Source organism: gamma proteobacterium symbiont of Axiagastus rosmarus, from assembly GCF_059730925.1.
In genome coordinates, this window is the sequence record NZ_AP035926.1 from 283739 (window position 1) to 310524 (window position 26786).

Consider the following 26786-nt stretch of genomic DNA (forward strand, 5'->3'; position numbering starts at 1 on the left):
GCGGGCCGCTTAGCGCATGATGGCATAACAACCAAAAACAGAGGTTACTATGGATTTTGTTACTCTTTCCCGGTCGCTGCTGCCGCTGCTGGGAGGCCGGGAAAATATCGCCAGTGCGGCGCACTGTGCCACACGTTTACGCCTGGTGCTGGTGGATGACGCCAAAGCCGACACCGCCGCGATTGGCAAACTGGAGGGCGTGAAGGGCTGTTTTCGCAATGCCGGACAGCTGCAGGTGATTTTTGGCACTGGCGTAGTGAATAAAGTGTATGCCGCGTTTATCCGCGAAGCTGGCATCAGTGAAACCAGCAAATCGGAAGCGGCGGATATCGCCGCGCGTAAGCTCAACCCGTTCCAGCGCATTGCGCGCCTGCTGTCGAACATTTTCGTGCCGATCATTCCGGCGATCGTCGCCTCTGGTCTGCTGATGGGCCTGCTCGGCATGGTCAAAACCTACGGCTGGGTTAGCCCCGACAACGCGCTGTATATCATGCTGGATATGTGCAGCTCGGCGGCCTTTATCATCCTGCCGATCCTGATTGGCTTTACCGCGGCACGCGAGTTTGGCGGAAACCCGTTCCTCGGTGCCACGCTCGGCGGCATTCTGACCCATCCGGCGCTCACCAACGCCTGGGGCGTGGCGGCCGGCTTCCATACCATGAACTTTTTCGGTATCGAAGTGGCGATGATCGGCTACCAGGGCACGGTGTTTCCGGTGCTGCTGGCGGTGTGGTTTATGAGCGTGCTGGAGAAGCAGCTGCGCCGGGTAATTCCGGACGCGCTGGATCTGATCCTGACGCCGTTCCTGACGGTGATTATCGCCGGCTTCGTTGCGCTGCTGGTGATTGGTCCGGCAGGGCGGATGCTGGGCGACGGTATTTCATTCGTCCTCAGCACGTTGATTGCCCATGCCGGCTGGCTGGCCGGACTGGTGTTTGGCGGGCTTTACTCAGTTATCGTGATCACCGGCGTGCACCACAGCTTCCATGCGATTGAAGCCGGGCTGTTGGGCAATCCGGCGATTGGCGTCAACTTCCTGCTGCCGATTTGGGCGATGGCTAACGTGGCGCAGGGCGGTGCCTGTCTGGCGGTGTGGTTTAAAACCAAAGATGTGAAAATCAAAGCCATTTCGCTGCCGTCCGGCTTTTCAGCGCTGCTGGGTATTACCGAGGCGGCGATTTTCGGTATCAACCTGCGCTTTATGAAACCCTTTATCGCCGGCCTGATTGGCGGCGCGCTGGGCGGGGCCTGGGTAGTGTCGGTGCATGTGTACATGACAGCTGTCGGTCTGACCGGGCTCCCGGGCATGGCGATTGTGCAGGCCAGCTCATTGCTTAATTATGCCATTGGCATGGTGATTGCCTTCAGCAGCGCATTTGTGATCTCTTATCTGCTCAAATACAAAACGGATGCGGAATAATGGCGGCTTCTACATTGTTACCCGATATTTTACAGGCGGTGATGCGCGGTCAGCCGCGCGCGCTGCGCGACCCGCATTATCCGGGCTGGCATCTGGCGCCCGTCATCGGATTGCTTAACGATCCGAACGGCTTTATTCACTTCGCCGGGCGTTACCATCTGTTCTATCAGTGGAATGCGCTGGGCTGTCAGCATCAGCATAAATGCTGGGGCCACTGGAGTTCCGCCGATCTGCTGCACTGGCAGCATGAACCCATAGCGTTAATGCCGGATGAAGAGTATGACCGCAGCGGCTGCTATTCGGGCAGCGCCGTTGATGATAATGGCGCGCTGACCCTGATCTATACCGGCAACGTGAAGTTTGCCGATGGTTCGCGCACCGCCTGGCAGTGTCTGGCGGTGCAGAATGCGCAGGGCGGCTTTGACAAACTCGGGCCGGTGATCGCGCTGCCCGACGGCTATACCGGACACGTGCGCGACCCGAAAGTGTGGCGGCATGGCGAGCACTGGTTCATGGTGCTGGGTGCGCAGGATCAACAAAAGCAGGGCAAAGTATTGCTGCTGCGCTCGGCGGACCTGCGTGAGTGGCACAATCTGGGCGAGATTGCCGGCAGCGGCCTGAACGGGCTGGCGGCAGCCAGTTACATGTGGGAATGCCCGGACATGTTTACCCTCGGCGATAGCACCTTCCTGATTTGCTGTCCGCAGGGGCTTGCCCGGGAACAGCATCGTTTTCTCAATGCACATCCGAGCGCGTGGCTGTCCGGCGATCTTGATTACGCTAACGCCCGCTTTAGCCATGGCGAATTACATGAGCTTGACGCCGGTTTCGAATTTTACGCGCCGCAAACCACGCTAACCGCCGACGGACGCCGGCTGCTGGTGGGCTGGATGGGCGTGCCGGACGGCGAGGAGATGCTGCAGCCCACGGTGGCCAATGGCTGGATCCATCAGATGACCTGCGTGCGCGAACTGGGCACGCGCGATGGCCGGCTGTTCCAGCGTCCGGTCACTGAACTGCAGGCGCTGCGCAGCGCTGAACAGCACTATCAGGGGCCAGCCGCCGATGCGCCGGTCATTGATGCGCAGCGGCTGGAGTTACTGCTGAGCGGGCAGGGCGACATCACCCTGAACTTCGCCGACCAGCTACGGCTGGAGTGGCGCGCCGACGGGCTGCGGCTCGCGCGGCGCAGTCTGGCAAACGGCGAGTGGCAGTTCCGTTACTGGCGCGGCGCGGTGAATCAGCTCCAGTTACTGTGCGATCACTCAAGCGTCGAGATTTTCATTAATGAAGGGGAAGGGGTGATGAGCAGCCGCTACTTCCCGGCGCATCCGGCGCAATTAACCCTGACCGGACACGCAGAAGTGACGGCGCGCTACTGGTCGTTGCGGCCGTGCATGGTAGAATAAGTCATTGTTTCCTTAACCGATGCACTGACGTGAGAAAAACCAAACGCGTTACCATAGCGGATATCGCCGCGCTGGCGGGGGTGTCCAAAGCCACCGCCAGCCTGGTGCTGAATGGCCGTGGCAAAGAGTTGCGCGTAGCGAAAGAGACGCGTGAACGGGTACTGACGCTGGCGCGCGAACATCACTATCAGGCCAGTATCCACGCGCGCTCGCTGCGCGATAATCGCAGCCATACGCTGGGTTTAGTGGTGCCGGAGATCACCAACCATGGTTTTGCCGTGTTCTCGCACGCGCTGGAAAATCTGTGTCGCGAGGCGGGCTTACAGTTGCTGATCTCCTGCACTGACGAAAACGCCGGGCAGGAGCGGGTGGTAGTGGATAACCTGGTGGCGCGTCAGGTGGATGGGCTGATTGTGGCGTCCAGCATGTTAAGCGACAGTGACTACGTTAAACTGAGCGATCAGCTGCCGATCGTGCTGTTTGACCGCTACGTTAATGATACGCAACTGCCGCTGGTGATGACCGATTCGGTCACGCCGACTGCCGAGCTGGTGGAACGGCTGGCGCGCGCCAATCCGGATGAGATTTATTTCCTCGGCGGTCAGCCGCGTCTGTCACCCACCAAAGATCGTCTGGCCGGTTTTATGCAGGGTCTCGAACGGGCAGGTGTGACGCCGCGGCCGGAGTGGATCATTCACGGCAACTATCACCCGAGCAGCGGTTATGAAATGTTTGCCGCACTGTGCGCCCGGCTGGGGCGTCCGCCCAAAGCGATTTTTACCGCCGCCTGCGGTCTGCTGGAAGGGGTGTTGCGCTACATGAGCCAGCATCACCTGCTGCACAGCGACATCCGCGTGGCCAGCTTTGACGATCACTATCTGTATGACTCACTGACACTGCCGATCGATACCGTTGAACAGGATGTGCCGCGCCTGGCGCAGGAGTGTTTTACGCTGCTCACTACCATGATTAACAGCGATGAACCCATCAGCCAGCATACCGTGCTGCCGGCAACGCTGCGGCTGCGCTTTGGCAGGTAGCGCAGCCGCATTGCATTTGATGAATTAATCGGTTTCTGGCTCACACACCTGCCATCTGACCGAGCTGACGCCTTTTTCCAGGCTGATGCGGCTGACCAGATTTTCCAGCTGATCGGTCAGGCTGGGTTTACCCAGCACTTCCGCATTTACCGCCATGCGGTGTGAGGGTTCCAGATCCTCACTGTGCAGGGATTGCAGCCGCAGACCGCTGCCTCCGAGGCTGTGCAGGATCAGGCTGCGCACCTGCACCTCATCGGCCGCCAGACAGATGATCTGCACTTTGTAATACTGGCTGGCGTCTTCCGCAGTAATGATGCTTTGCCGATTGATGCCCTGTGCCAGCTCGCGCAGCAGGATGTTGGCGCACAGAATAACCACGCAACCGATGCCTGCCTCCAGCAACAAGCCCATGCTGCATAACACGCCAATCGCCGCGGTACACCACAGCGTGGCAGCGGTGTTAAGACCGCGCACATTCAGGCCATCGCGCATAATGACGCCACCGCCGAGGAAGCCAATGCCGGAAACCACATAGGCCGCCACGCGCGAGGCATCTGCGGCAATTCCCGGCACGCTTTGCGTCATCAGTACAAACAAACAGGCACCGGTGCTGACCAGCGCATTGGTGCGCAGCCCGGTCAGGCGCTGGCGCAGCTGGCGCTCGCTGCCAATCAGCGCGCCCAGAATCAGCGCGACCGTGACGCGCAATAAAAAGATTTTCCAGTCCATGTCAGACCTCACTCCATCACCGCCGGGCAATGGATATGCAGAGTTATAAGAATGGATTACAGCGGGGCCAGACAGAACGCAGGAAAAAGGGGGAGGAAAATCCACCGTCTTAACGCAGGGCTAAGACAGCGATGAGGCTATCTCAGCATCGGCACCGATTGTAATCGTGTGGGACAGGTGTCCAATTGTGTATCCTCATCAGTAAAAATTTCGCCGGCATTGTAGACGCTTTGATGCGCCAGAGCGAAGACAAATCGCGCATCGTTTAAGCGGGGTTAAACATGCGCGGTATAATTATGCGTCTTTGATGATGTCAATATAAACAACGTTATTGTGGGGATCGGCATAGTTATTGAAGGTGAAGCCTGTCAGATCACCAAATAGCGTGGTTAAAGACGACGTGTCGCGATAAATCAGGTGCCAGTCCATTATCAGTTGTAAATAGCCCCGTCCGGAACTGTCGGGGCTGAAATTGCCAACCACCAGACGTCCTCCAGGTTTGAGCATATTTTTCAGTGACTCACTGAGTGCTTTGGCGTTGCGCTGAGGCAGATAATCATACAAGCCGGCGGAATAAATAAAATCATAGCTCTCCTGTTCAGTGCGTGATGTCTGCAGTAAAGCGTTGATGCCTGCAACCTGCGTTTTTACTCTGCCACCATAAGCACGATTAACTTCAGCGCAGGACTCTGCATCCTGATCGAAGGCGACGATCTCGCCTTTAAATATATCCGAAAGCGCCAGCGTATTTTCAAACTCCCGGCAGTGACCGGAGGCAACCGATAATATGCGTGCCTGTGGATGGTTTAGCACCGTTTCATTGATATAGGCAGTTAACAAGTGTCGTCTGAATAAAACCGATAACCCCATCGAACTCGCTGTTGTGCAGGCAAAGATGCCACGACCATGCAGTGTTGTCTCCGGTGGTACAGCACCCGAATAAATATAATCCAGCATGACAGCATCGCCCGCATAGCCGCGTGGTTTGCTAAACGCTCGGGAGGTGTAAGGATCCTGCTGGCAGAGCATAAAGAAGGGATGTTGACGGGCCGACAGCCAGTAATCATCTGAAGAGCTAATGTTTATCCTGTCGCAGAGCCGAGTGAGTTTTTCTCCGCTGAGTTGAAAAGCAGAAAAGTAATCGCCTCTTTCACAATAAGCCAGCGCGCAGTCCAGTAGGGAATGTAGCTGTGTCTAAAGAGAATCTGATTTTGTTTCAGAGAGTTGCATGTGTATCCCACCTTAAAGGGTAAGTAGCGGATAACGCATAGAGACAGACAAAAATGAGCTTAGCATTCATAAATGAATTTACTAGATCGAGCCGCTACGCTTTTTTGTAAATGTCAGATGGAGGGGTATGGAGCGGGGCAGAGCTGACAGGTTTTCTCAGTGCCCGCAGCAAAAAATGACCTCTACGGTCTGAATCAATTGATAGCCTGTTATATCTGATAGCGATACTATTCATCATCTTCACCGGTATTCACCCAAATGCTGTAAGGTCTGACATGCAACCACTAAGCCTGCAAAACAGATATCGTTCTGCAAACGAAAACACCATCGCGTTGTGGGCGAAAAATGCAGGCATCGGAAACATCCGTGAAGAGAATTACTACGATCCGGTAAAACTGGCGCTTGCCGCAGGGATAAAGCCGTCAGTTTCCTTACCGGTGTTACGTCTGATTGATGAATTGCAACGACTCACACAGGCTGATCCGCTTGCTGATACGCTGCCAGCGCAAGGCCTTCATTTTACTTTTTTGCCTCTGACTTTACCGCTGTATAACGTCAACGAGCCTTTACCAGCGAAAGCGGCACAATTGACCACAATCTGGCAGGAATTTGCTGCGAAAAAAATCGTTATCCGGGATCTGCGCTTAGTGGCGTTGCCCAGTCAGTTATTGCTTGCGGGCATACCTGATACGCCTGCGATTGCCATGCGTCAGTCATTCTGCGACAAGGTTCAGGATTCAGAGTGGAAAAATGAATTGCTGATGCGGCATGACAACAGTCCGTTTCCGGCACCATTCTGGCACAGCACGTTACTGCGCTACAGCGCTGAGTTTTTACCCGCAGTTTTGCGTCAATTCTTTTATGAACGTCAGGACATCAATTTTGGTGCGGTGGCGGGAGAACTGATGCTGGCGAAGACTAACTACAACTGGACGAAGTGTTATCCGTTATTGCCGGCGAGGGTTTAAATATGGTGAGTGCGCCATAATTGGCAGCCATTAAACAAATGGGGCTGTGTGCGGATGTTACTGATTTACCTCTCAGGCTAATGTTAAAGCTAAGCAGAGATGGCCGGGTTCAGGCAAACCTGAGATGTCCAATATATACAATGTAGATGCTCAATGGATTTATGTTAAATAAAGTTTCTTTCAGTGCGGTGCCATTTGCAATATGTGTGGCAGTCCTCAATTATTATCGCTGGTAATCAGCCTGCGAGGTAACTGTGTCTGTAATGAAAATTGACCATATTCATCTCTATGTGAATAATCTAGAAGTGGCCGAGGTTTGGTACAAAGAAGTGCTGGGATTTGTTCGTGATGAGTCCTTGTTTTTCTGGTTTACTCAGGGTGGACCTTTAGTTCTGAAGAATAATGAAGCGGCGCTTTCACTTTTTGAAAGACAGCACCAGTCTCCGGGGCATACCGTGGCCTTCAGTGTTAAACCTTTTTATTTCAGTAATCTGATGAAAACACTGTCGTCTCATTCTATTTCATTTACCGTCAGCGACCATCAGGTCTCCATGTCTGTTTATTTTGAGGATATAGCGGGAAATAAAATTGAAATGACGTCTTATGAATATCATGAGGCTCGAAAGAATATACAGAGTTATTATGCAAGGCATTAATCTGAATGCTGCGGAAATATATCCTGATCCTAAGCCTGAGCCTGAGCCTGAGTCTGTAAATCGATCAGAGCTTCAATCAGATCATCTTCGTCTAACGCACGCTGCCGCTTTTTAGCCGGATTTTTCTTGGCACTTCTGCGACTTGGTCCGTTACCAGCCGGCAGAGCCTGAGACCGAGTATTATCGCGCTTTTCCTGCATCAGCTGAGCAACAGCCAGCGCGTGGCCAAGCCGCTTGTTATCCACGATCGCCCCCTGATCTACTTCAGACAGCCGGTCGTAAGCCGAGTAGGGAAGAACCGTACCGTTGCTTCTGAGTTCAACGCGGCCGTCTGGGTACTGCCAGGCATCCAGATATTTTCCCATCGCGCGGCGGCTGTCATCGTTATCCTCAAGCAGCAACAGCATCTTATCGTAGCGGACCGTAAGCGCTTTTGAGACCTTACGTAGCTCGCGCCAGGTAAATATCTGGTTGAGGTCGTCGTCAGCATCGAGCGGACGATGAACATCAAAATCGTGCCTCGGTGCCTTCGCGAAACGGCGGTTGTAGTCCGCCATAAACTCAGCGGCAAACGCGTTAGCCGCATCCGGCGTACTGATATCACGCAGCCTGAGCTCCTTGACCAGCCGATCCTGCAACGTGAGATGCGCACGCTCCACGCGGCCTTTGGCAGAGCTGGTATTAGCGCAGATGCCGGTGATGTTCAGCTCGTTCATCGCGCGCCCGAACTGCGTCTGACCGTCGCCGCCAGCCGCATTTTTGTTGTTGATGCGGAACACGCTGGCCTTGTCGCTGTAAAATGCCAGCGGCTTGCCGTGCTGCTCCAGGTAGCCGCGCGTGGCTTCAAAGTAGGTGAACGTGGACTCGGAGCGGACGAAGTGAAGCTGCATCAGGCGGCTGGTCGCATCATCCACGTAAACCAGCAACGTGCAGGCCGGGCCGCGCTCTTCAAACCAGCGGTGATCGCAGCCGTCGATCTGTATCAGTTCGCCGACGCAGGCGCGGCGGTAACGTGGTTGCTGGATTTTTGGTGCACGATGCCTGCGCGGGATCCAGAGGCCAGACTGCATCATCAGCTTGCGCACGGTCTCTTTAGACAGCGTCACGCCGTGCAGCTCGGCCAGCTTCTCGCAGGCGAGGGTCGGGCCAAAATCAGCGTAGCGCTCACGGATGATCTGAATCGCACGTTCAGCAAGGCCCGCCGGCAGTTGATAGTTGCTGGGCTTGCCACGGCGGCGGTCAGCCATACCCAGCGGACCGTCTGTACGGTAGCGCTGAAGCAGGCGACGGCAGTGCCTGTCGGAAATCCCGAGACGCTCAGCAGCGAGATGGGTTGTCAGCCGCCGGTCGACAACGTCCTGAATAACTTTAAGCCGGTTAACTTCGTTCATCGTGAAAAACTCCGCACCAGAAGCCGCCATATCAGGATCCTCAGCAGGTAGCCCCAAGCGGCCAGGTAAGCTTAGCTCAGAACGGCCAGGTCAGCTTTGCCTCTATAGCTAAAGTACGCATAATCATGATTATGTTAAATAAGATATCTGATCACGTATCTCAATCCTTCAGTTTCGCCCTTCACGCCTCTTAACAGGCCCACAACTCATTCCACCACGGCGATACTATGTGAAAACTTATCCCACCGGTCCGTTTGATGGACACCACGGCGATATCCTGGTGCGCATCAATGCGCACCCTACAACAGACTGTCCGCTGCCCCCTCGCGCTGTCGTTAGGTTTCGCCCTTCACGCCTCTTACAAGGACCACAACTCATTCCACCACGGCTACACTATGTGAAAACTTATCCCACCGGTCCGTTTGATGGACACCACTGCGTTATCCTGGTGCGCATCAATGCGCACCCTACAACTGAATACCCGGTTAGCTTCGCCCTCGGTGCTTCAACTATCTCTTTAGCTCATCCACAATGACAACGCTACGCGAAAACATCCCGGTTATCCCTCAGCGCTTTCGTCAGATTTCACGTAGCGCTATCGATTTGTTTGCTGGATATAGCTAGTTATTTTCAGAAGGTTTTAATCCAGGCAGTTTCTTATTTCATTACAACAATTTCGTTGTCTTTTTTGTCTTCACATTTACCCTTTCTTTTCTCTAATGTATTGACTTCCTTGCCCGGGTTTATATATTCATAGTCAAAAAGTGATTTAATCTCACTATGAAGCATTTTACAAGAATTTTTATCTAAATTTGTGATAATGTAAGCAAAGTATTTCACATCTTTAGATTTACCATCAAGAGGTGGGATTTCTTTTATAAATAAATTTTCCGGGATTTTCATGTCGATATAAAATCTCTTCAACCAGTCAGACCCTTTGCTCTCGTAACTGATATAACTTTCTTCAAGGTTGTTATAGTATCCATTGGACGGTGAAGATATTAAAGCGACAATTTCCGCTGGTTTATAAATGGCTTTTACTCTATTAATTCCTTCGAAGGTGTGATTTATATTTGATACTGTTTCAGCCACCTCAATAGCCATTAACGGCGAAGCAGAGATGGAAAATGTCGTTAAATTAACTCCTAATAATATTGCACCAAATCTGCACCCAAATGATTTCAATTTTTTATCAAGCGAAAAATTCATCATGGAATCCTCTTTGTCTAAGTTAAAGTTTATGCTTACATACCTGAATAATATATCAAAAAAGTAAAGTTAATCTTATTTTTCAGTTAAAGTTAAATTTATTCAATAAGTTAAGATCGCGCTTCTCGATAATGTTTAAGTAAAAGGATCGGTGTCCGGGCGCATATCACAAATTCACCCTGTCGGCACCGCGAGCCTGAATCGGTGCGCGTAGTTCCTATACTCCAGATCCGGCTTTGCGAGAGGTGAAATGTAGCCCGCGCTGCAAAACAGTCGAGTTCGGGAAACGACATGGCCAGCGATCGCTGGTGCTGGCCATCGAGGCGTATTTCGTCGCGTTTCCTTTCTAGCACCGGAATAACCAGCTCATTAGTCGATAAATCCTGTTCGGTTAAAATGCCCGACTGGTAATATAACCCCGCTGCATGCTGTGGCCTGCGGCGCGGCAGCGTTCCACAGCGCGTCTCGCTGCTGCTGGTCTTACTGCAGTCGCTGTTGCTGCTGGTTCTGAATATAGTCGCGGTCGCCGGGATTCAACGGTGCGGCCAGCGCTGAAGCAGTAAATAAGCTGACGCTTAGCGCCAGTAACTTCCCTGTATTTGCCATCATAGAAGACTTAAGTGAAATTGATTGTAAATGTTTTGTAAGTCTGCTTGCGCAGAATATCACTTAAACAATCAGAAAGTTCCTGATGGAGAAATAAAACGAGAATGATTCTTTGATAGCATTTAATTTGATGTGGTGTGCTGCGCTAACTCAAATCAAAAGAGAGTTATTTTATAATTACTGGCAAGCGCTGAAATTCATCCGGGGTTATTACAACTATCTCATTAATCATAGCGCTGGATTTAAAACTTACCCACTCTGACAAATTAATGAAACGAGGGTATCTCCTTGATTACGCCTATGCAGTGCTATCCAGGTGCGCATGAATGCGCACCCTACGAGATATCGCACAATTTAGTGTTTATGCGGTGCGCATGAATGCGCACCCTGCGAGGCATCACACAATTTACTTTTTCTCTGGCGCGTTTTAAGAAACAAAACCGCGCGGTTTTCTGTAGGGACGCCATTCATGGCGACCAAAAAAAGCAGGGAGAAATTCCACAAGCTCGCCGCGGCGCATGGTATCACCCGGCCGGCGGGTTTTCCCCCACCGAGCCGCGCACCACCATCCAGCTGTCAAACGCGGGTAAAGCGCCGGCGGATTGCTGGCGGATATGGCAAATCAACCGGCGCGCGGCTTCGCGCCCCATTTCATACACCGGCTGGGCGACCACGGTTAGCGGCGGTGACATCAGCTCGGTCCAGGGAAAATCGTCGTACATCACAAAAGAGATATCTTCGGGTACGCGCAGGCCGCGTTTGGCCAGACCGCGCAGGATGCCCATCGCAATCAGGTTATCGGAGGCAATCAGCGCGCTGGGTGGTTCGGCGAGCGCCAGCAGTTCAGTCAGGATCTGCTCAATGATGGCTTCGCTTAGTGCATTAAGCCGAATCAGCGCTGGATCCAGTTCCTTACCTGCGGCCCGGTAGGCATCAATCATTCCACTAACACGTTGCGCCACCGGCGTGGGGCCCAGCGTGATTGCCGGCGAATACGGTGCAGCGCTGCGCATGCTGGAGAGATAAGCAATACGCTGATGCCCGGCCGCCAGTAATAGCTCCGTCGCCTGTTTGGCCACTGCGACAAAGTTCGCCTGGATGGTCTCCACTTCCATCCCCTGCACTGCCCGGTCGAACATCATTAATGAACGCCCTTCTGCCAGCACCTGGCGCAGATGTTCATTATCCTCAAACAATGAGCTGCATGGCGCGACGATGATGCCATCGACGCGCTTATCCAGCATCACGCGCACGGCTTCCCGCTCCTCGTCCAGCGTTTCATCGCTGTTGCTCAGCAGCAGGTGAAAGCCCGCCTGGCGCGCGACGTCGGCCATGCCGCGCAGCGCGAGGCCAAAGTGCGGGTTTTCGATGTCGCCGACAATCACCCCGATGGTATTGGAGCGGCCGGTGTTCATGCTGCGCGCCAGCTCGTTCGGTCGGTATCCCAGCGCTTCAGCAGCCTGATTCACCCGCGATTGCACATCTTCACTGACGGAACCATACCCGCCCAGCGCGCGTGCCGCCTGAGCTTTGGAAACATTGGCGGCGCGGGCGACGTCTGCGACGGTCGGACCGCGTGAACGAGCATTTTCATTGGTCATAATTATTTCGAATCACAAGTTGATAACAACATAATTGACGCTGCTGATAGCGTGTGCTTAATATCAGTATATCCGAATGAGACCGGTCTCACAACCAGAGCCGGTTTCATTTTGCCCTGCGTTGAGACCGGTCTCAATAACAATAAACCGGCTTGGCGAACTCTGAAGTTTCACCTGCACAGACGGAAGAGCCTTATGACATCGCACAAACGTTTCAATCACCTGACCGCCGCCCTGTTCGGCACGGCAATGCTGGTTTCCGCCAGCTGGAGCGCCCATGCCGCCAGCGATAGTAATCCCTGGGGTTTGATCGAACCCGGTCATCTCCGCGTTGCCAGCCTCGGCGACGCGAAGCCCTACACCTTCACCGATAAAAACGGCAACTTCACCGGCTTTGACGTCGAATTCTTCAAAAATGTGGCGCATCGCATGGGCATCGATCAGGTGGATTTTATCGGTCAGGACTTCTCCGCCATTCTACCGGCGGTGGCAAATGGCCAGTATGATGCCGGCGTCGCCGCGATTGGCATCACGCCGCTGCGCGAAAAAACCGTCGATTTCTCCACCGGCTATCTCGCGGGCTACCTGACAGTGCTGACCCGCAGTGATTCCGGGGTGAAAAACGTAGAAACCCTGGCGCATAAACGGCTCGGAGTGATTCAGGGCACGCTGCAGGAGAACTATGCGCTGCAGCACTTCAAACAGACCGATCTGGTGCGTTTCCCCGATAACAACGCAGCGGTGTCCGCGCTGAATAACGGCACGCTGGATGCCATGTTCCTCGACTACGAAGCCGCCAAAGATTATGCCACCCGCTTTAAGCTGGTCACGGCGGCGAACATCCCTTCATTTGACGCGCCTGCGGGTGTCGCCATCGCCAAAGGCAAGCCGGAGTTCAAAGCGGCGCTGGATAAAGCCATCAAAGCGGCGATGCAGGATGGGACCTGGAAACAGCTGTACCAGAAGTGGTTCCCGGGTTCGCCAATGCCGCAACAGTATCTGCCCGGCGGCCAATAACCCTGCGCATCGTTATGCGTGAGACTGCATCCGGTGACGGCGCATGTCCGTCACCCGCAACCGAGAATCGGCTATGGATCTGATCACTATTCTTTCCCGTACGTTTTTTGATATTCCATCGATGATGGACGTCCTGCCACAGCTGCTGGCAACCGGACTGGTGAACACCATCATTATCTCCGTGGCGGCCACCGTGCTGGGCACGCTATTCGGCCTGATACTGGCGCTGATGGGCATCTCGCCCTCGCGCTGGCTGCGCGTGCCCGCGCGGCTGTATACCGATCTGTTTCGCGGCTTGCCTTCCATCCTCACCATTCTGTTGATTGGTCAGGGCCTGGCGCGTTTTAGCTATCAGCTATTTGGTCCGACGCCGTATCCGCTCGGCATTTTTGCCCTGAGCCTGATTGCCAGCGCTTACATGGGCGAGATTTTCCGCTCCGGTATCCAGAGCGTGGAACAGGGACAGATGGAAGCCTGCCGGGCGCTGGGAATGAGCTATGGCCGGGCGATGCGCCAGGTGATCATTCCGCAGGGCATCCGCCGCGTGTTGCCTGCGATAGTCAATCAGTTCATCGCCATCATCAAAGACTCGTCGCTGGTTTATCTGCTGGGTCTGATGACCGGTCAGCGTGAGCTGTTCCGCGTCGGTCAGGATGCCGCCGTGCTGAGCGGCAACCTGTCACCCCTGATGCTGGCCGGGCTGTTCTATCTGGTGATCACCGTGCCGCTCACCCACGCCGTGAACTACATCGACGTCCGCTACCGTACCGGACGTCGCCGCGCCACCGCGCCACAAAGCGGCCTGAAGGAGCTCGATGAAGTGCAGCAAAAGCGCAACGTGGTTCCGGCGGTCTCCCTTACCAGCGAGCGAGGACACTAATATGGCCATGCCATCTGCATTTCACGGCGCCAGCCTCGAGCTGCGCAATCTGACCCTGGCATACGGCCCGATTGAGGTGCTGCGTAATGTGTCGCTGAGCATCGAACCGGGCACCACCACCTGCATTATCGGTCCCTCGGGATCGGGAAAATCCACCTTACTGCGCGGCATCAATCGCCTGCATGAGCCGAAGAACGGCGATGTCTTACTGGCCGGGCGTTCTGTCCTGAAGGACAAGCCCGATGCGCTGCGGCTGAGAATTGGCATGGTGTTTCAGCATTTCAACCTGTTTCCCGATCACAGCGCGCTGGAAAACGTGGCGCTGGCACCGTGGAAAGTAAAAGGCCGTCCGAAAGCCGAAGCACTGGAGATTGCCCGTCAGCGGCTGGCAGAAGTGGGCCTTGCTCAGCGAGCCGATCACCGTCCGCGCGATCTCTCCGGTGGCCAGCAGCAGCGCGTGGCAATAGCGCGCGCGCTGGCGATGGAGCCGGAAGTGATGCTGTTCGATGAAGCCACCTCGGCACTCGATCCTGAGCTGGTGAAAGGCGTTCTGACGCTAATGGCCGATTTGTGCCAGCGCGGCATGACCATGGTGGTCGTGACTCATGAGATGGGCTTCGCCCGGCGCGTGGCCGACCAGGTGGTGTTTATGGATGAAGGCGAAATCGTGGAAGCCGGCACGCCGGAACAAATCTTTGACCGTCCGCAGTCCGCGCGCCTGCAGCGTTTTCTGTCGGAGGTGCTGTAATGACACATCTTCAGGTTAGCGGCCCAGTCCGCACGGCGCTGGTGGGATTTGGCGTCGCCGGCAGCGTGTTTCATGCGCCGCTGCTGGCCCATAACGCCGACTATCGTCTCGACGTTATCGTCACTGGCGATGCCCAACGCGTAGCGACCGCGCAGCAACGTTACCCCCAGGCGCGCGTGCTGCCGGACTGGCCAGCGCTGCTCAAGGCCATTGATGGCGGCGAGATCGGCATCGATCTCATCGTGCTGGCCACGCCACCGGCGCAACACGCGGAGCAGGCTGTACAGGCCAGCCAGCGCGCGATCCATCTGGTGGTGGATAAACCGTTCGCACCAGACGTGCAGGCGGCAGAAATGATGATCGCCGCCGCGCAGCAGGCCAATACCTTGCTCACCGTGTTTCATAACCGACGCTGGGACGGCGACTTTCTGACGTTGCAGCGCCTGGTGCACCAGGAAGCCTTCGGCACCGTAAGGAGTTTTGAGTCGCGTTTCGAGTGGTGGCGACCGCAGGGATTCGGCAACTGGCGTGACAACGTCACGCTGGCGCAGGGCGGTGGATTACTGCTGGATCTCGGCAGCCATCTGATTGACCAGGCCATCCAGCTCTTTGGCCCGGTAGAACACGCCACGGCAGAGCTGGCGCGCCATTCCGGCCCGCAATCGGACAGCGACGAGGACTGTTTTGTCTCATTGCTGCACCACAACGGCGTGCGCTCGCGGCTGTGGATGAATGGCCAGGCGGCACTGAATGCGCCGCGCTTTCACCTGCTGGGCAGCAAAGGCGCCTTCACCCACTGGGGGCTGGACAATCAGGAGCCGCAGCTGGCGGCGGGCATGTCGCCCGGTGATAGCCAGTACGGCGTCACGCCGGCAGAAAACTCTGCCCGGGCCGGCACGGTCGGGGCAACCACAACGGTGCCGATTGAACGTGGTCACTACCCCGCTTTCTATCAGCTGTTAGCTCACGCGCTGGTACATGGCGGGCCGCCGCCGGTTGATGCGCGTGAAGCGCTCGGCGTTTTACAGCTTATTGAGCAGCTCCATCGGCAGCATCGCGTACGTATTGCCTGAAGGGCGAACATTTTTTAACAGAAGGAATGAATGATGTCTGACAAAACCGTGGCAAAAACCGTCATCGTGCTGGGTGGCGGCATCCTCGGCGTCTCAACCGCCTGGCAGCTGGCGCAGGCGGGCGCGCAGGTCACGCTGGTGACGGAAGCGGCACTCTGCTCCGGCGCCACCGGCCGATCCCTCTCCTGGCTCAACTCCGCGGGCGAGCGTTCGCAGCCTTACCATGCGCTGCGCATGGCGGGTATTGACCGCTATCGCACGCTGTTTGCCCGCCATCCGCAGCTCGACTGGCTGCGCTTCGACGGCGCGATTTACTGGGCCGCTGACGATGACGCGGGCACCAAAGCGCGTCATCACTATGAAAAAGCGCAGGGCTACGACTCAAAGCTGATCAATCGCGCCACGGTCGGTGATGTCGATGCGCAGGTGAATCCGGCCAGTCTGAGTCAGGTGGCGATTGCCAACCCCGGTGAAGGCTGGGTCAGCCTGCCGCATCTGGTTGAGCATCTGGTTCAGGCATTGCGCGCGCTGGGCGGAGAGATCGTTGAGCACGCCGGTAAAGCCAGCGTGATCACCAAAGACGGCCGGGCCAGCGGCATTCGCAGCGAAAAACGCGGTGAGCTGCTGGCCGATCGCGTACTGGTAGCGTGTGGCCCGTGGACGCCGGAAGTGGTTGCCCCGCTCGGCGTGCACATCCCCAACGGTTCCCCGGTCTCTATGCTGGTGACCAGCCAGCCCGGCGATCACCGGCTGCAGGTGGTAATGAATACGCCGCGCGCGGCGGTCCGGCCTAATCCCGGCAACACCATCGCCGTCGATCATGACTGGTATGAAGAGCACATCGTCGCGCAGGCCGACGGACAGTACAGCATTGATACCGCAGTCATTAACCAGCTGATGGCGGAAGCGGGTAACCTGATCGCTGACGGCGCGCCGCTAAAAGCCAACAGCTGGAAAATCGGTCTCAAGCCGATTCCTGGCGATGGCGAACCGGTGGTCGGTGAGCTGCAGCAGGTTCCCGGCTGTTTTGTTGTCTTCACCCATTCCGGCGCTACGCTGGCGTTGATCCTCGGTGAGATACTGACGCAGGAGATACTCACCGGCGTTAAACACCCGATGCTGGCGACCTTCCGCCCGGAAAGATTCAGCTAATGTCAGGACCAGCGCCACAATGATAGTGGCGCTGGCTACGCGCCCTGTTGTCTGTCACACACCTCTCGTTTGCCCGATCCCATCGCTTCATCCACGCGCCCTTTCCGCTTCCCTGCTGGTCTGATATCCGCTTATTGCCGGTTTCTTTTCCGATGACAACCGCCAGGGCCAGATAAACTAAGAGTCCGCTATTGAGGCCACAAAGCTTCAGCGGCGGAAAATGTCACATTTTTCACGCAAATCACGACAATCTGAACACAGGAAACCCCTTATGCGTATCGCCATACTCGCCCTGGAAGGCAGCGTACTGTCCGCCGTTGCCGGAATGACCGACCTTTTCTGGATAACCAACAAAGCGATTGCCTCTTCCCCCGTGCACGCCGCACGCTTTCCCGATAAAGCTTTTGAAACGCTGATTGTCAGCGCCAACGGTGACCCGGTGTGGGATACCGAAGGCCGCCTGATTCACATCGACAGCTCGTTTCAGGGGGCCGGTGCGGTTGATGTGGTGATTGCGCCCGGCATGTTGCTGGGGCCCGACCTGCAACCGATCAACCTTGACAGTATCCGTCAGGCTGCCGGCTGGTTTAACAAACTCTATCAGCAGGGTGCCTGGGTGGCTGCTGCGGGCACCGGTGGCGTGATCCTCGGCGAGGCGGGTTTGCTGAATGACCGTTCCTTTACCACCACCTGGTGGGTCAGCCATATGCTACAGGCGCGCTATCCGCAGGCGCGACTGGCGAAAGGCAAAACGCTGGAGGAAGACGATCGCGTCATTACCAGCGGTGGCTGTTTTTCGTGGATATCTCTGGCCCTGTATATCATTGAAAAAAGCGCCGGCAAGGCGGTGGCGGATCTCACCCGGGAGATGTCGCTGGCCGATAACCCTGTGCTGCACACCCACCTTCCCGGCTCGCCGGGTGCGGGGAAAAGCAGCACGCCGTTTCTGGTACGGGCGCAGGAGATCATCCGCCTGGAAAATCCTGCCATCAATGCCGCGCAACTGGCAGCCGCACTCAACGTTACCGGGCGCACCCTGCAGCGCAGAATGAAAGCCCTGTCGCAGGAGACGCCAAAAGAGTTTATTACCCGCATCCGCATTGAACTGGCCTGTACCATTCTGGCCAGCACCGACGTCAGCGTGCGTCAGACCGCCATGCAGTGCGGCTACAGCGAAGACACCGCCTTCCGTAAAGCCTTCCATCAGGTGATGGCGATGACGCCGGCTCAGTATCGTGAGTGGATAGCACACCGTAAGGCGCAGGTAATTAGCGCCAAATAATACGCCACGCATTTTGAAAGTTTTTTAATTACTTCAAAATTAATGATCCTGAGAAGTTAATTTATTCATATTTTTTGAAATAACCTTTTGTGATGTGATGCCGATTAACGCTGAGTTGTTGTGTTCTTCCTTTTAAACTTTTTTCCAGGTAAACAGATGATGAATATTACTCAAAGACTTACCCTGGCTTTCATTTTGCTCTCAGCTTCACTGGTGGTGACGGGTATTATTTCTGTGCGACTGCTGGGCGGTTTTCAGGACCGTTTTGAATACGTACAGGCTAACGCAATTCCTTCTATTCGCGATTTATCCGAGCTGATCGATCGCAGCAATAAACTCTCTCTGTCGCTATATAAGCATCAAAGCCAGACTGACAATGCGCGCATGCCGCCGGTCGAGAAAGAGATCGCCCAGCGCCTGGCCGATATTAAAACGCTGGCAGAATATTATTTAGCCAATGATATCTCCAGCGACGAAGACAAGCAGATCACCATTAAAGGCCTGGCGACGCTGCGGCTGGTGGAGTCGCGGTTGCCGGCGTTTCTTGCTGCTTCACATGCTCATCAGGATGACGTCACGCTCGGCATGCTGGAAGCCGAAAGCGGTATTGGCGGCGCCATCAGCCGGTTAAAAAATGATTATCGCCAGCAGATGGCGCTTAATTTGTCGCTGGGTGACGGCTTGCGCGTGGTGAACCAGGAGATTTATCACCGCACATTCTGGGGATTGAGTGCCGGGGTCGCGGTGACACTGCTGTTACTGGGTACGCTCACCGCGTTAACCCTGATGCGCATTCGTCACAGCCTGAAAGCAATTGGGCAGGTGATGGATCACGTTGGCAGCAGCCTTGACCTGAGCGTCACCGCCGATGACAGCAAAAAAGACGAAGTCGGCAACATGGCCCGCGCCTTTAACCAGCTGCTTGACCGGGTTGGCAGCGCGCTGGCGCAGGTCAGTACCGCTTCTCACGCCGTCAGTTCGGCGTCGGCACAAATCGCCGCCGGCAACGAAGATCTCTCCTCGCGGACGGAACAGCAGGCCGCCTCGCTGGAACAGACGGCGGCCAGTATGGCGGAACTGAGCGAAACCGTGCGTCAGACGGCCGACAATACCCGCCAGGCTAATCGTCTGGCCGGTAACGCGACAGAACTTTCAGACGCCAGCGCGGTGTCGCTGGGCAATATGCTCAACACCATGGCGGAGATTCGCTCCAGCTCGAAAAAAATCACCGAAATTGTCACGCTGATCGAAGGCATTGCCTTCCAGACCAATATTCTGGCACTGAATGCTGCCGTCGAAGCGGCGCGCGCCGGCGAACACGGAAAGGGCTTTGCGGTGGTCGCGGGTGAAGTGCGCAACCTCTCGCAGCGTTCAACCCAGGCAGCCAGGGAGATCAAACAGCTGATTGATACCTCCTACAGCCTGGTGGAATCGGGTGCGGTACAGGCCGAAGCGGTGGAAGAGAACATGGCCGGACTGAAAACCGCGTTCCGCCAGGTGAATGATTTAGTTAGCGAAATTGCGGCGGCTGCGGAAGAGCAGAATAGCGGCATCTCACAGGTGCATCTGGCGATTAATCAGATGGATGATGTCACGCAGCAGAATGCGGCGCTGGTAGAGGAGGCTTCTGCCGCATCCGCGTCATTGCAGGATCAGGCGCAAACTCTGTCCGGCCTGGTGAATCAGTTTTCACTGGCCGGGTCCGCGCGACCTGCTGAGCGCCCGAAAACGGTCTCCGCGCTGAAACATCCGGCTGCCGTGCCGGTGGCCGCCGGGCATGGCATGGATGCGGACTGGCAGAGCTTTTAACCCCATCCGCCCGGCCAGACCTTAAATTGCGTTATTGTTCCGGACCGCCGTGATGTTCACGGCCGGTCCGGCTTCGCCTCCGCTCACAGCAGCTGGCTGAGGTGCAGCTGCCCCATCAACAGCGGGTTATCGCTGTAATCTACCGGGATGGCGACCACAGCCGGTCCTTCCACCTCCATCGCCCGCCGCAAAGTGGGTTCCAGTTCAGCTGCGCTGTTCACCGAAAATCCAGCGGCACCAAACGCCTGCGCGTAAGCTTTGAAATCCACCGGCCCGAAGTTCACACCGGACACGCGCTGGTATTTCTTCTCTTCCTGAATCGCCACCATGTTATAGCCATTGTCGACCCAGATGATGTGCAGAATATTGGCCTTTAACCTGACGGCGGTTTCCAGCTCCATGCTGGATTGCAGAAAGCCGCCGTCGCCCGACACTGAAACCACTTTACGGGATGGATCGACCAGCCAGGCGCCAATCGCCCACGGCAGCGCCACGCCCATGGTTTGCTGCCCGTTGGAAATCATGATTTGCCGTGCCCGGAAGCTGTAGAGGTAACGGGCAATCCAGATATGAAAACTGCCCATGTCGACCGTCAGGCTGACGTCACTGTTAATGATGTCCTGCATCGCCCGGACGATACGCAGCGGATGCAGGGCGAACTGATCGAGGCTGGCACCCTGCATCGCCAGCAGCTGACGCTGTTGCTGACGATCCTGCAGAATGGTGGCGGCAGCGTCGCTGAGCTGCAGCGGCGACGTGATTTGCGCGGCGATTTTGCGCACTGTCCCGGCGATATCGCCCACCAGTTCAGCGTCGGGTTGATAGTGGTTATCGGTCTCGGCGGGCAGCACGTCGATGTGCACCAGCAAGGCGTTGCTGCTGTTCCACATGGCCGGTTCATACTCCACCGGGCTGTAACCAATGGTGATAATCAAATCCGCCTGCTGGAGCAGGCGGTCACCGGCCTGATTGTTAAACAGGCCAACCCGCCCGGCAAAGCGTGAGAAGTGCTCCTGCCGCACCGCGCCCGCCGCCTGATAGGTGCTGGTCACCGGAATACGGCTTTTGCTCAGCAGTTCATGAATCGCCGCGCTGTTCTCCGGCTGGCTGGCCATCAGGCCCAGCAGAATCACCGGATTTTTCGCCCGCGCAATCTCGCGGCTGACGGCATTCACCAGCGCGTCGGGCGCAGCGCCCAGCGTGATGTGTCCTGAACGCTGTAACAGGCTGCCTGACACCGGCTGGTCAACAATGTCCTGCGGCAGACTGAGGAACGATGCGCCGCCGCGCCCGTTTTCGGCATGGCGAAACGCGTTCGATACGCACTCCGCGAGCGCCGAGGCATCAGTGACTTCTACGGCAAATTTGGTCACCGGGCGAAACATCGCCACCGTATCCATACTTTGATGCACCTGTTTGGCACTGTCGGAGCGCTTAACCGCCCCGCCGATCGCCACCACCGGATCGCCTTCGCTGGTGGCGGTGGCCATGCCGGTCACCAGGTTTGAGCAGCCGGGCCCGGAAGTCACCAGCGCTACGCCGGCGTGGCCGGTCAGACGACCCATTGCTGCGGCCATAAACGCCGCGTTAGCCTCATGACGCACCGGAATCAGCTGAATGGAAGAATCTACCAGCGAATCAAACACCTTGTCGATTTTGGCACCGGGAATGCCAAAAATATGGTTTACGCCCTGCGCTTCCAGCTGAGCGACAACCAGGTCTGCACCACTGTTCCACAGCGTCTGGGTTTTAAGCTGTTTCATGATCACCTCTGCGATTAACTTTCGACGGAACGGATCGCGGCATCCAGATCCTGTGGATTAAGATCGGCCTGTAAAAACTCGCGATCCTGCGGCAGGTCGACCACCAGCTTGCTGATGGCACCAAACGTCAGCGTGCCCTGCTCCAGCACATAGTCGAGGATATGCCCGCCGCCCTGACGATCGTCGGTGATGAAGTGCTCGTGATAGCCGGCGACGTTAATACCCTGCATATATTGCGGCGTGCGGAATCCAATCAGCTCACCGTCGCGCTGGCGAAAATCAAAGGTGGGCTGATTGCCGAGCACTTCCGGCATAGAGCGATACGGACGGCACTGGCAGGGCACGGTGCGCGTCTGTACCGAGGCAAAGCGGCCGCTCAGGCGCAGCGCGCAGAAATGGTTATCGGAGGTGATGATGCGATCAATCACCTGATGGACGTCATCGCGCGTAGCGGTATGCGCAAAGCGGTGCTGATGTTCCGGTTTGAAGAAGGTCATCACGGCGAACGGGGTTTGTTGTTCAGGCCGGGCCGGGCTGGCACTGCCATCGGCGCGCAGCTGATATACCTGCCGGTCAAATGCCACCAGTTCACCATCCAGCTGATTGAACGTGCCGAGGCCAAAATCGCCCTTCTGCAACAGCTGCGCGACGGTGGTTGAACCGTCATAGACGCCGTTGAGCAGCGCACTCATCAGGGAGGTCTGATAGATAACCTTTTCTGGTGATTGCTGTCCGAGTTGAGTGACGGATGCCTTTAGCTGATCTTCGCATGAACAATCAGATACAAAGTTACACATTTGCTGCCTCACAATCAGATAGTTAAGCCGTGTTAATATCATGGTGGGCTACATAGCTCACAGAATCCAATAGTGAAAACTGCCAACTTCGAGACGTTTTTGATATGGAACTTCGCCACCTGCGTTATTTCGTTGCCGTTGCTGAAACGCAGCACTTTACCCGCGCCGCCGAATTGCTGGGCATGTCGCAGCCACCGCTCAGCCAGCAAATCCAGCGGCTGGAGCACGAGATCGGCACGCCGTTACTGAAGCGTCTGACGCGCGGCGTGGAACTGACCGATGCGGGGCGCGCGTTTCTGCCCGATGCGATAGCGATTGTGCAGCTGGCCGATATGGCACTGGAAAAGGCGCGCGGCGTGGCGCGGGGCATGAGCGGCCAGATGTCACTGGGTTTTGCCAGCTCGGTGGCGTTTGGCGCGCCGGTATTTGAGCTGATTCGCGCCTTCAAAACGCGCTACCCGGCGATGGAGCTCATCACCCGGGAAGAGAACATGGCGCTGCTGATGCAGGACTTAGGGGAAGGTTTGCTGGATGCGGCGTTCATTCGTCTGCCGTGTGAGAGCAGTAAGGCGTTTAACCTGAAAGTGATCGCCACGGAGGAGATGAAAGTGGCGCTGCCGGCCAGCCATGCGCTCAGCCAGCAGCAAAGTGTTGCGCTAACGCAGCTGGCCGAAGAATCACTGATTATTTTCCCGCGCGAGGTTGCGCCCAGCCTGTACGAATTAATCGTCAGTGCCTGTCTGCGCGCCGGCTTCGATGCAACACGCTTTCAGCAGGCTCCGCAGATTACCTCCTCGCTCGGCATGGTGGGCGCAGGCTGCGGGATTGCGCTGGTGCCGGCTTCGCTGTGCTGCGTCAACAATCCACAGCTGGTATTTCGTGACATTGAAAACAATACGCTGTTCACCGACATTGCCTTTGCCTGGCGGCGTAATCATCCGGCCAAAACGGTGTTACACCTGCTGAGTTTGATTAACGGGGAATAATTTGAGGGGGAAATCTGATGTCTGTGGTGACAGAGCGGAATGAACAATACGCTTATATAACATTAGCCGGGATAATAAATATACCGGCAGGTGCGTTTTTTATCAGGATAATAATACGCAGCGATACTATTATTTTGCTCATCAATCACTAAAAACCAGCATTATTACCCGACTCATCCCTGCCAGAAATTAATAACGTCTTCATTGGCAATGTCTAATACCTGCACCTTCTACTTAATTAGAGTTAGCAGTAAGGACGCGTAACCTGTTATCAATCAGACTGATAAAAATATTACGATAAATTATCAGAATCGTCGCTGCTTAAAAATTTCGTTAAAGAAAATAAAAATGACAGATGCCGGTGTTAAGCCTACCATGAGAAAGACCATTATAATATTTACGCTTATTAACCACGCCAGCGGCAGGGTGTTGCAGGCCGCATACTGTACTTTTTGCTGTTAAATTTCGCACCGGAACCAGGCCGGCGCGGAGGAAATTATGCTGATGAATTTCAACGGTGACGACGATCGCCGCGCACGGGCATTGAAGGCGCTGCGCAGTCGCGACGAAAGCCGTGACGACGTATTACAAAACTTTGTCCGGCTGACCAGTCAGGCACTGGGTATTCCAGGTAGCTTTGTCTCCGTTCTGGATGATGAACATCAGTATATCTGCGCCGCCCATAATTTTGCGCTGAAGCACTCGTCCCGTGACGACTCGCTGTGCCGCCACGCCGTGGACAGTGACGGCGCGGTAGTTATCTCCGACACCCTGCTGGATGCGCGTTTTGCCCGCCATCCGCTGATCATCGGTGCCCCTTTTATCCGCTTTTACGCCGGTGTGCCGCTCAGGCATCGCGATGGCTATGTGCTGGGCACGCTGTGCGTCACGGACGTGGCGCCACACGCGTTCAGCGCTGATCAGGTGAAGATATTACAGCTGCTGGCCGATCTGGTGATGTCCTTCCTCGAAGCGTGGCACTGCGCCGGCTTCACCGATCCGGTCACGGCACTGCCTAACCGCCAGCGCCTGATTCGCGACCTGCAGCGGCTGGCCTCCATCGGGGACCGGACGCCGCAGCGGCTGATCCTGATCGACTGCATTGATATGCCGCGCGCCTACGAGCTGGCGCGCTCCATGGGCATGGGGCCGGTGGAAAGCCTGCTGAAGCACGTCACCACGTTACTGCCTTTGCGCCTGCAGCCTGGTGCGGACGACATCATATATACCGTCGCCACCGGGCGCTTTGCGATTCTCACCATGGATAACAGCCCGCTGACCGCCGCATCGGTGGCGGAAAACCTGGCAGGGATCAGCGCGGATTTGGACGCGGGCATCTCTGTCGCCCTCAGCTGCTTTACCGGCGAGGTCATTTTCACGCCAGCAGAACTTCGCGCGCAGGAAGTGCTGCGCCGGGCGGTAAGTGCCCTGCATGAGGCGATTGGCAACCGGGTGCCTGCCATGAGCTTCAGCCTGGTAGCCGATCAGCGCCGCACTCAGGACTTTCTGTTGATGAACGATCTGGCTGCGGCCCTGCAACAGGATCAGGGCCTGTGGCTGGCGTTCCAGCCGAAGATCTGCCTGAACAGTGGCCGGCCCGTTGGCCTGGAGGCACTGGTGCGCTGGCGGCATCCGCAGCGCGGCGAACTCGCTCCCGATCTGTTTATCCCGCTGGCGGAACAGACCGAGCTGCTCAGTGCCTTAACCAACTGGGTGACCGACAAGGCCATCGCCAGGTTAAAACGCCTGCAGCACAGCTCCCTCCAGCTGCCGGTGACCATCAATATCAGCAGTCGCGACTTCTCTGATCCCGGCTTTGCCGATGCGCTGGAAATGAAAATGCTGCAGGCCCGCCTGCCGACCTCGCTGCTGGGCATTGAATGCCTGGAGACCGAGCAGATTATTAACAGTCCCGCGGCGCTACAGGGGCTGGAGATGCTGAAGCTGCGTGGGTTTGGCATCTCGCTGGATGACTTTGGCACCGGCTACAGCAATATCGGCTATCTGCGACGGATGCCGCTGGATGTGATCAAGCTTGATCGTGCGCTGATCAGCGAAATTGCCTCAGACACCGCGTCGCGGATTATCGCGCGCAGCATCATTACCATGCTGAAACAGCTGGATTACACCGTACTGGCTGAAGGCGTTGAGAATGTCGACACCGTTGCCGCGCTGGCGGAGTACGGCTGCGATCAGGCGCAGGGTTACTTTTATGCGCGCCCGCTGCCGGAAAGCGAGCTGGATGCGTGGCTGACGCGCCAGCTTGCGGCACAACGCTGAGGTGTGGTTCAGTGTACGCCGGGGAGCGTCTGGAGCAGAGTCGTGGCAATACGATGACTCTGTTAGCTTAAAGCAGAATGATACTTCAAAGGTGAAACAGAAATACCCGGCTTAGTTTTAGAGAATGCGCTTCACGGCCTCGTTATAAACCTCCGCGCGTTCTCTTTTACCAACCGAAATCACGAAAACCACCACCTTCTCGTCTATCACCTGATAGACAAGGCGATAACCTGAAGACCTGAGCTTTATTTTGTAACAGTCAGGCATACCGCGAAGCTTGTTCGCTTCAATACGGGGTGCCTCAAGTACTTCAGCCAGCTTTTTTTTTAATTGTTCACGTACCGTCGAGCCCAGCTTTCGCCATTCCTTTAGTGCCCGCTCGTCAAAATCCAGAAAATAGGCCATCAAAGGTCATCCAGCGTCACACGAACTGGCTTAGGATTGCGAAGCCGCTCTTTCACTATTTCGACCAGCTCAGCATCTTCGTCGCTCAGCAGTGTCTGTTTGAACGGTAAACGTTCATTTTCGGCGATATACTCAAGCATGAGACGAAGCGCTTCAGAGGGAGTCACCCCCATTTTTTCAAGCGCAGCGTAAGAACGTGCTTTGAGTTCATCATCAATACGCAGGTTGATGCTGCCCATGTCCTACACCTCTTGTACATACAAATGTCATTACAAGTATTTCACTCCCTCATGCATATATCAAGTCATGCCCAGCGTTATACGCGCTCTGCGAGG

23 protein-coding genes are annotated in these 26786 nt (G+C 55.8%); 14 read left to right on the forward strand and 9 right to left on the reverse strand.

What is annotated here, in order from left to right; genetic code table 11:
* The first annotated feature begins 49 nt into the window (after positions 1-49).
* The 3 genes from AC6I8F_RS20710 to AC6I8F_RS20720 are packed head-to-tail and all read left to right on the forward strand — an operon-like array spanning position 50 to position 3869.
* Complete coding sequence (locus AC6I8F_RS20710; RefSeq protein ID WP_498029002.1) at positions 50-1420, forward strand: sucrose-specific PTS transporter subunit IIBC; 1371 nt, start codon at positions 50-52, stop codon at positions 1418-1420.
* Positions 1420-2829: a sucrose-6-phosphate hydrolase gene (locus tag AC6I8F_RS20715; RefSeq protein WP_166710307.1), complete on the forward strand. Its 1410-nt coding sequence runs from the start codon at positions 1420-1422 to the stop codon at positions 2827-2829. Before AC6I8F_RS20710 ends, AC6I8F_RS20715 begins: the two co-directional genes overlap by 1 nt.
* Before the next feature lie 29 nt (positions 2830-2858).
* Positions 2859-3869: a substrate-binding domain-containing protein gene (locus tag AC6I8F_RS20720; RefSeq protein ID WP_058770156.1), complete on the forward strand. Its 1011-nt coding sequence runs from the start codon at positions 2859-2861 to the stop codon at positions 3867-3869.
* A 24-nt stretch (positions 3870-3893) separates the two neighbouring features.
* Here AC6I8F_RS20720 and AC6I8F_RS20725 read toward each other — a convergent pair whose 3' ends face one another.
* Positions 3894-4598, reverse strand: coding sequence for an MgtC/SapB family protein (locus AC6I8F_RS20725; RefSeq protein WP_498029003.1), 705 nt, complete (start codon positions 4596-4598; stop codon positions 3894-3896).
* A gap of 294 nt (positions 4599-4892) precedes the next feature.
* Positions 4893-5555 (reverse strand): class I SAM-dependent methyltransferase, encoded by a 663-nt coding sequence (locus AC6I8F_RS20730; protein WP_498029004.1) that lies wholly within the window; start codon positions 5553-5555, stop codon positions 4893-4895.
* A 548-nt stretch (positions 5556-6103) separates the two neighbouring features.
* On the opposite strand from AC6I8F_RS20730, the gene AC6I8F_RS20735 reads away from it, so the two are divergent.
* Both AC6I8F_RS20735 and AC6I8F_RS20740 read left to right on the forward strand, forming a co-directional pair.
* Positions 6104-6796, forward strand: a complete 693-nt coding sequence (locus AC6I8F_RS20735) for a hypothetical protein (RefSeq protein ID WP_278706693.1) — start codon at positions 6104-6106, stop codon at positions 6794-6796.
* 263 nt (positions 6797-7059) lie between these two features.
* Entirely contained in the window at positions 7060-7452 is a 393-nt protein-coding gene (locus AC6I8F_RS20740; RefSeq protein WP_498029005.1) for a VOC family protein, read from the forward strand.
* A gap of 29 nt (positions 7453-7481) precedes the next feature.
* Here the strand turns inward: AC6I8F_RS20740 and AC6I8F_RS20745 are convergent, their stop codons facing one another.
* The 3 genes from AC6I8F_RS20745 to AC6I8F_RS20755 form a co-directional block, all read right to left on the reverse strand.
* Positions 7482-8873: an ISNCY family transposase gene (locus AC6I8F_RS20745; RefSeq protein ID WP_498029006.1), complete on the reverse strand. Its 1392-nt coding sequence runs from the start codon at positions 8871-8873 to the stop codon at positions 7482-7484.
* A 627-nt stretch (positions 8874-9500) separates the two neighbouring features.
* Positions 9501-10055, reverse strand: coding sequence for a hypothetical protein (locus AC6I8F_RS20750; protein WP_136546502.1), 555 nt, complete (start codon positions 10053-10055; stop codon positions 9501-9503).
* Positions 10056-11182: 1127 nt separating this feature from the next.
* Positions 11183-12259: a LacI family DNA-binding transcriptional regulator gene (locus tag AC6I8F_RS20755; RefSeq protein WP_498029007.1), complete on the reverse strand. Its 1077-nt coding sequence runs from the start codon at positions 12257-12259 to the stop codon at positions 11183-11185.
* Positions 12260-12454: 195 nt separating this feature from the next.
* On the opposite strand from AC6I8F_RS20755, the gene AC6I8F_RS20760 reads away from it, so the two are divergent.
* The 7 genes from AC6I8F_RS20760 to AC6I8F_RS20790 all read left to right on the forward strand — a co-directional run bounded on the left by AC6I8F_RS20760 (position 12455) and on the right by AC6I8F_RS20790 (position 20220).
* On the forward strand, positions 12455-13276 hold the full coding sequence (locus AC6I8F_RS20760) for an ABC transporter substrate-binding protein (protein WP_058759175.1): 822 nt from the start codon (positions 12455-12457) through the stop codon (positions 13274-13276).
* Between the two features lie 73 nt (positions 13277-13349).
* Positions 13350-14156, forward strand: a complete 807-nt coding sequence (locus AC6I8F_RS20765) for an amino acid ABC transporter permease (protein ID WP_241798454.1) — start codon at positions 13350-13352, stop codon at positions 14154-14156.
* Position 14157: 1 nt separating this feature from the next.
* Positions 14158-14904: an amino acid ABC transporter ATP-binding protein gene (locus AC6I8F_RS20770; RefSeq protein ID WP_021509433.1), complete on the forward strand. Its 747-nt coding sequence runs from the start codon at positions 14158-14160 to the stop codon at positions 14902-14904.
* On the forward strand, positions 14904-15977 hold the full coding sequence (locus AC6I8F_RS20775) for a Gfo/Idh/MocA family protein (RefSeq protein ID WP_498029008.1): 1074 nt from the start codon (positions 14904-14906) through the stop codon (positions 15975-15977). Before AC6I8F_RS20770 ends, AC6I8F_RS20775 begins: the two co-directional genes overlap by 1 nt.
* A 33-nt stretch (positions 15978-16010) precedes the next feature.
* The gene (locus AC6I8F_RS20780; RefSeq protein WP_498029017.1) at positions 16011-17129 is read left to right on the forward strand and encodes an NAD(P)/FAD-dependent oxidoreductase; all 1119 of its coding nucleotides are present in this window, start codon (positions 16011-16013) and stop codon (positions 17127-17129) included.
* A gap of 271 nt (positions 17130-17400) precedes the next feature.
* Entirely contained in the window at positions 17401-18411 is a 1011-nt protein-coding gene (locus AC6I8F_RS20785; RefSeq protein WP_498029009.1) for a GlxA family transcriptional regulator, read from the forward strand.
* 159 nt (positions 18412-18570) lie between these two features.
* The gene (locus tag AC6I8F_RS20790) at positions 18571-20220 is read left to right on the forward strand and encodes a methyl-accepting chemotaxis protein (RefSeq protein ID WP_498029018.1); all 1650 of its coding nucleotides are present in this window, start codon (positions 18571-18573) and stop codon (positions 20218-20220) included.
* Positions 20221-20303: 83 nt separating this feature from the next.
* On the opposite strand, the gene alsS is transcribed toward AC6I8F_RS20790, so the two are convergent.
* Both alsS and budA read right to left on the reverse strand, forming a co-directional pair.
* The gene (gene alsS, locus AC6I8F_RS20795) at positions 20304-21983 is read right to left on the reverse strand and encodes an acetolactate synthase AlsS (RefSeq protein ID WP_021509428.1); all 1680 of its coding nucleotides are present in this window, start codon (positions 21981-21983) and stop codon (positions 20304-20306) included.
* A gap of 14 nt (positions 21984-21997) precedes the next feature.
* Positions 21998-22780, reverse strand: a complete 783-nt coding sequence (gene budA, locus AC6I8F_RS20800) for an acetolactate decarboxylase (protein WP_031280091.1) — start codon at positions 22778-22780, stop codon at positions 21998-22000.
* A gap of 104 nt (positions 22781-22884) precedes the next feature.
* On the opposite strand from budA, the gene AC6I8F_RS20805 reads away from it, so the two are divergent.
* Positions 22885-23766 (forward strand): LysR family transcriptional regulator, encoded by an 882-nt coding sequence (locus AC6I8F_RS20805; protein ID WP_166719201.1) that lies wholly within the window; start codon positions 22885-22887, stop codon positions 23764-23766.
* 498 nt (positions 23767-24264) lie between these two features.
* Positions 24265-26046 (forward strand): EAL domain-containing protein, encoded by a 1782-nt coding sequence (locus tag AC6I8F_RS20810; RefSeq protein ID WP_498029010.1) that lies wholly within the window; start codon positions 24265-24267, stop codon positions 26044-26046.
* Between the two features lie 117 nt (positions 26047-26163).
* On the opposite strand, the gene AC6I8F_RS20815 is transcribed toward AC6I8F_RS20810, so the two are convergent.
* On the reverse strand, positions 26164-26451 hold the full coding sequence (locus AC6I8F_RS20815) for a type II toxin-antitoxin system RelE family toxin (RefSeq protein WP_021509424.1): 288 nt from the start codon (positions 26449-26451) through the stop codon (positions 26164-26166).
* Positions 26451-26690, reverse strand: coding sequence for a type II toxin-antitoxin system antitoxin RelB (gene relB / locus AC6I8F_RS20820; RefSeq protein ID WP_058759167.1), 240 nt, complete (start codon positions 26688-26690; stop codon positions 26451-26453). Before relB ends, AC6I8F_RS20815 begins: the two co-directional genes overlap by 1 nt.
* Positions 26691-26786: the final 96 nt, after the last annotated feature.

What these genes read in the sequence shown, in the direction of transcription:
- AC6I8F_RS20710 (WP_498029002.1), top strand. Translation starts at nt 50, where the DNA reads ATGGATTTTGTTACTCTTTCCCGGTCGCTGCTGCCGCTGCTGGGAGGC.
- AC6I8F_RS20715 (WP_166710307.1), top strand. Translation starts at nt 1,420, where the DNA reads ATGGCGGCTTCTACATTGTTACCCGATATTTTACAGGCGGTGATGCGC.
- AC6I8F_RS20725 (WP_498029003.1), bottom strand. Translation starts at nt 4,598, where the DNA reads ATGGACTGGAAAATCTTTTTATTGCGCGTCACGGTCGCGCTGATTCTG.
- AC6I8F_RS20730 (WP_498029004.1), bottom strand. Translation starts at nt 5,555, where the DNA reads ATGCTGGATTATATTTATTCGGGTGCTGTACCACCGGAGACAACACTG.
- AC6I8F_RS20735 (WP_278706693.1), top strand. Translation starts at nt 6,104, where the DNA reads ATGCAACCACTAAGCCTGCAAAACAGATATCGTTCTGCAAACGAAAAC.
- AC6I8F_RS20740 (WP_498029005.1), top strand. Translation starts at nt 7,060, where the DNA reads ATGAAAATTGACCATATTCATCTCTATGTGAATAATCTAGAAGTGGCC.
- AC6I8F_RS20745 (WP_498029006.1), bottom strand. Translation starts at nt 8,873, where the DNA reads ATGGCGGCTTCTGGTGCGGAGTTTTTCACGATGAACGAAGTTAACCGG.
- AC6I8F_RS20750 (WP_136546502.1), bottom strand. Translation starts at nt 10,055, where the DNA reads ATGATGAATTTTTCGCTTGATAAAAAATTGAAATCATTTGGGTGCAGA.
- AC6I8F_RS20755 (WP_498029007.1), bottom strand. Translation starts at nt 12,259, where the DNA reads ATGACCAATGAAAATGCTCGTTCACGCGGTCCGACCGTCGCAGACGTC.
- AC6I8F_RS20760 (WP_058759175.1), top strand. Translation starts at nt 12,455, where the DNA reads ATGACATCGCACAAACGTTTCAATCACCTGACCGCCGCCCTGTTCGGC.
- AC6I8F_RS20765 (WP_241798454.1), top strand. Translation starts at nt 13,350, where the DNA reads ATGGATCTGATCACTATTCTTTCCCGTACGTTTTTTGATATTCCATCG.
- AC6I8F_RS20770 (WP_021509433.1), top strand. Translation starts at nt 14,158, where the DNA reads ATGGCCATGCCATCTGCATTTCACGGCGCCAGCCTCGAGCTGCGCAAT.
- AC6I8F_RS20775 (WP_498029008.1), top strand. Translation starts at nt 14,904, where the DNA reads ATGACACATCTTCAGGTTAGCGGCCCAGTCCGCACGGCGCTGGTGGGA.
- AC6I8F_RS20780 (WP_498029017.1), top strand. Translation starts at nt 16,011, where the DNA reads ATGTCTGACAAAACCGTGGCAAAAACCGTCATCGTGCTGGGTGGCGGC.
- AC6I8F_RS20785 (WP_498029009.1), top strand. Translation starts at nt 17,401, where the DNA reads ATGCGTATCGCCATACTCGCCCTGGAAGGCAGCGTACTGTCCGCCGTT.
- AC6I8F_RS20790 (WP_498029018.1), top strand. Translation starts at nt 18,571, where the DNA reads ATGAATATTACTCAAAGACTTACCCTGGCTTTCATTTTGCTCTCAGCT.
- alsS (WP_021509428.1), bottom strand. Translation starts at nt 21,983, where the DNA reads ATGAAACAGCTTAAAACCCAGACGCTGTGGAACAGTGGTGCAGACCTG.
- budA (WP_031280091.1), bottom strand. Translation starts at nt 22,780, where the DNA reads ATGTGTAACTTTGTATCTGATTGTTCATGCGAAGATCAGCTAAAGGCA.
- AC6I8F_RS20805 (WP_166719201.1), top strand. Translation starts at nt 22,885, where the DNA reads ATGGAACTTCGCCACCTGCGTTATTTCGTTGCCGTTGCTGAAACGCAG.
- AC6I8F_RS20810 (WP_498029010.1), top strand. Translation starts at nt 24,265, where the DNA reads ATGCTGATGAATTTCAACGGTGACGACGATCGCCGCGCACGGGCATTG.
- AC6I8F_RS20815 (WP_021509424.1), bottom strand. Translation starts at nt 26,451, where the DNA reads ATGGCCTATTTTCTGGATTTTGACGAGCGGGCACTAAAGGAATGGCGA.
- relB (WP_058759167.1), bottom strand. Translation starts at nt 26,690, where the DNA reads ATGGGCAGCATCAACCTGCGTATTGATGATGAACTCAAAGCACGTTCT.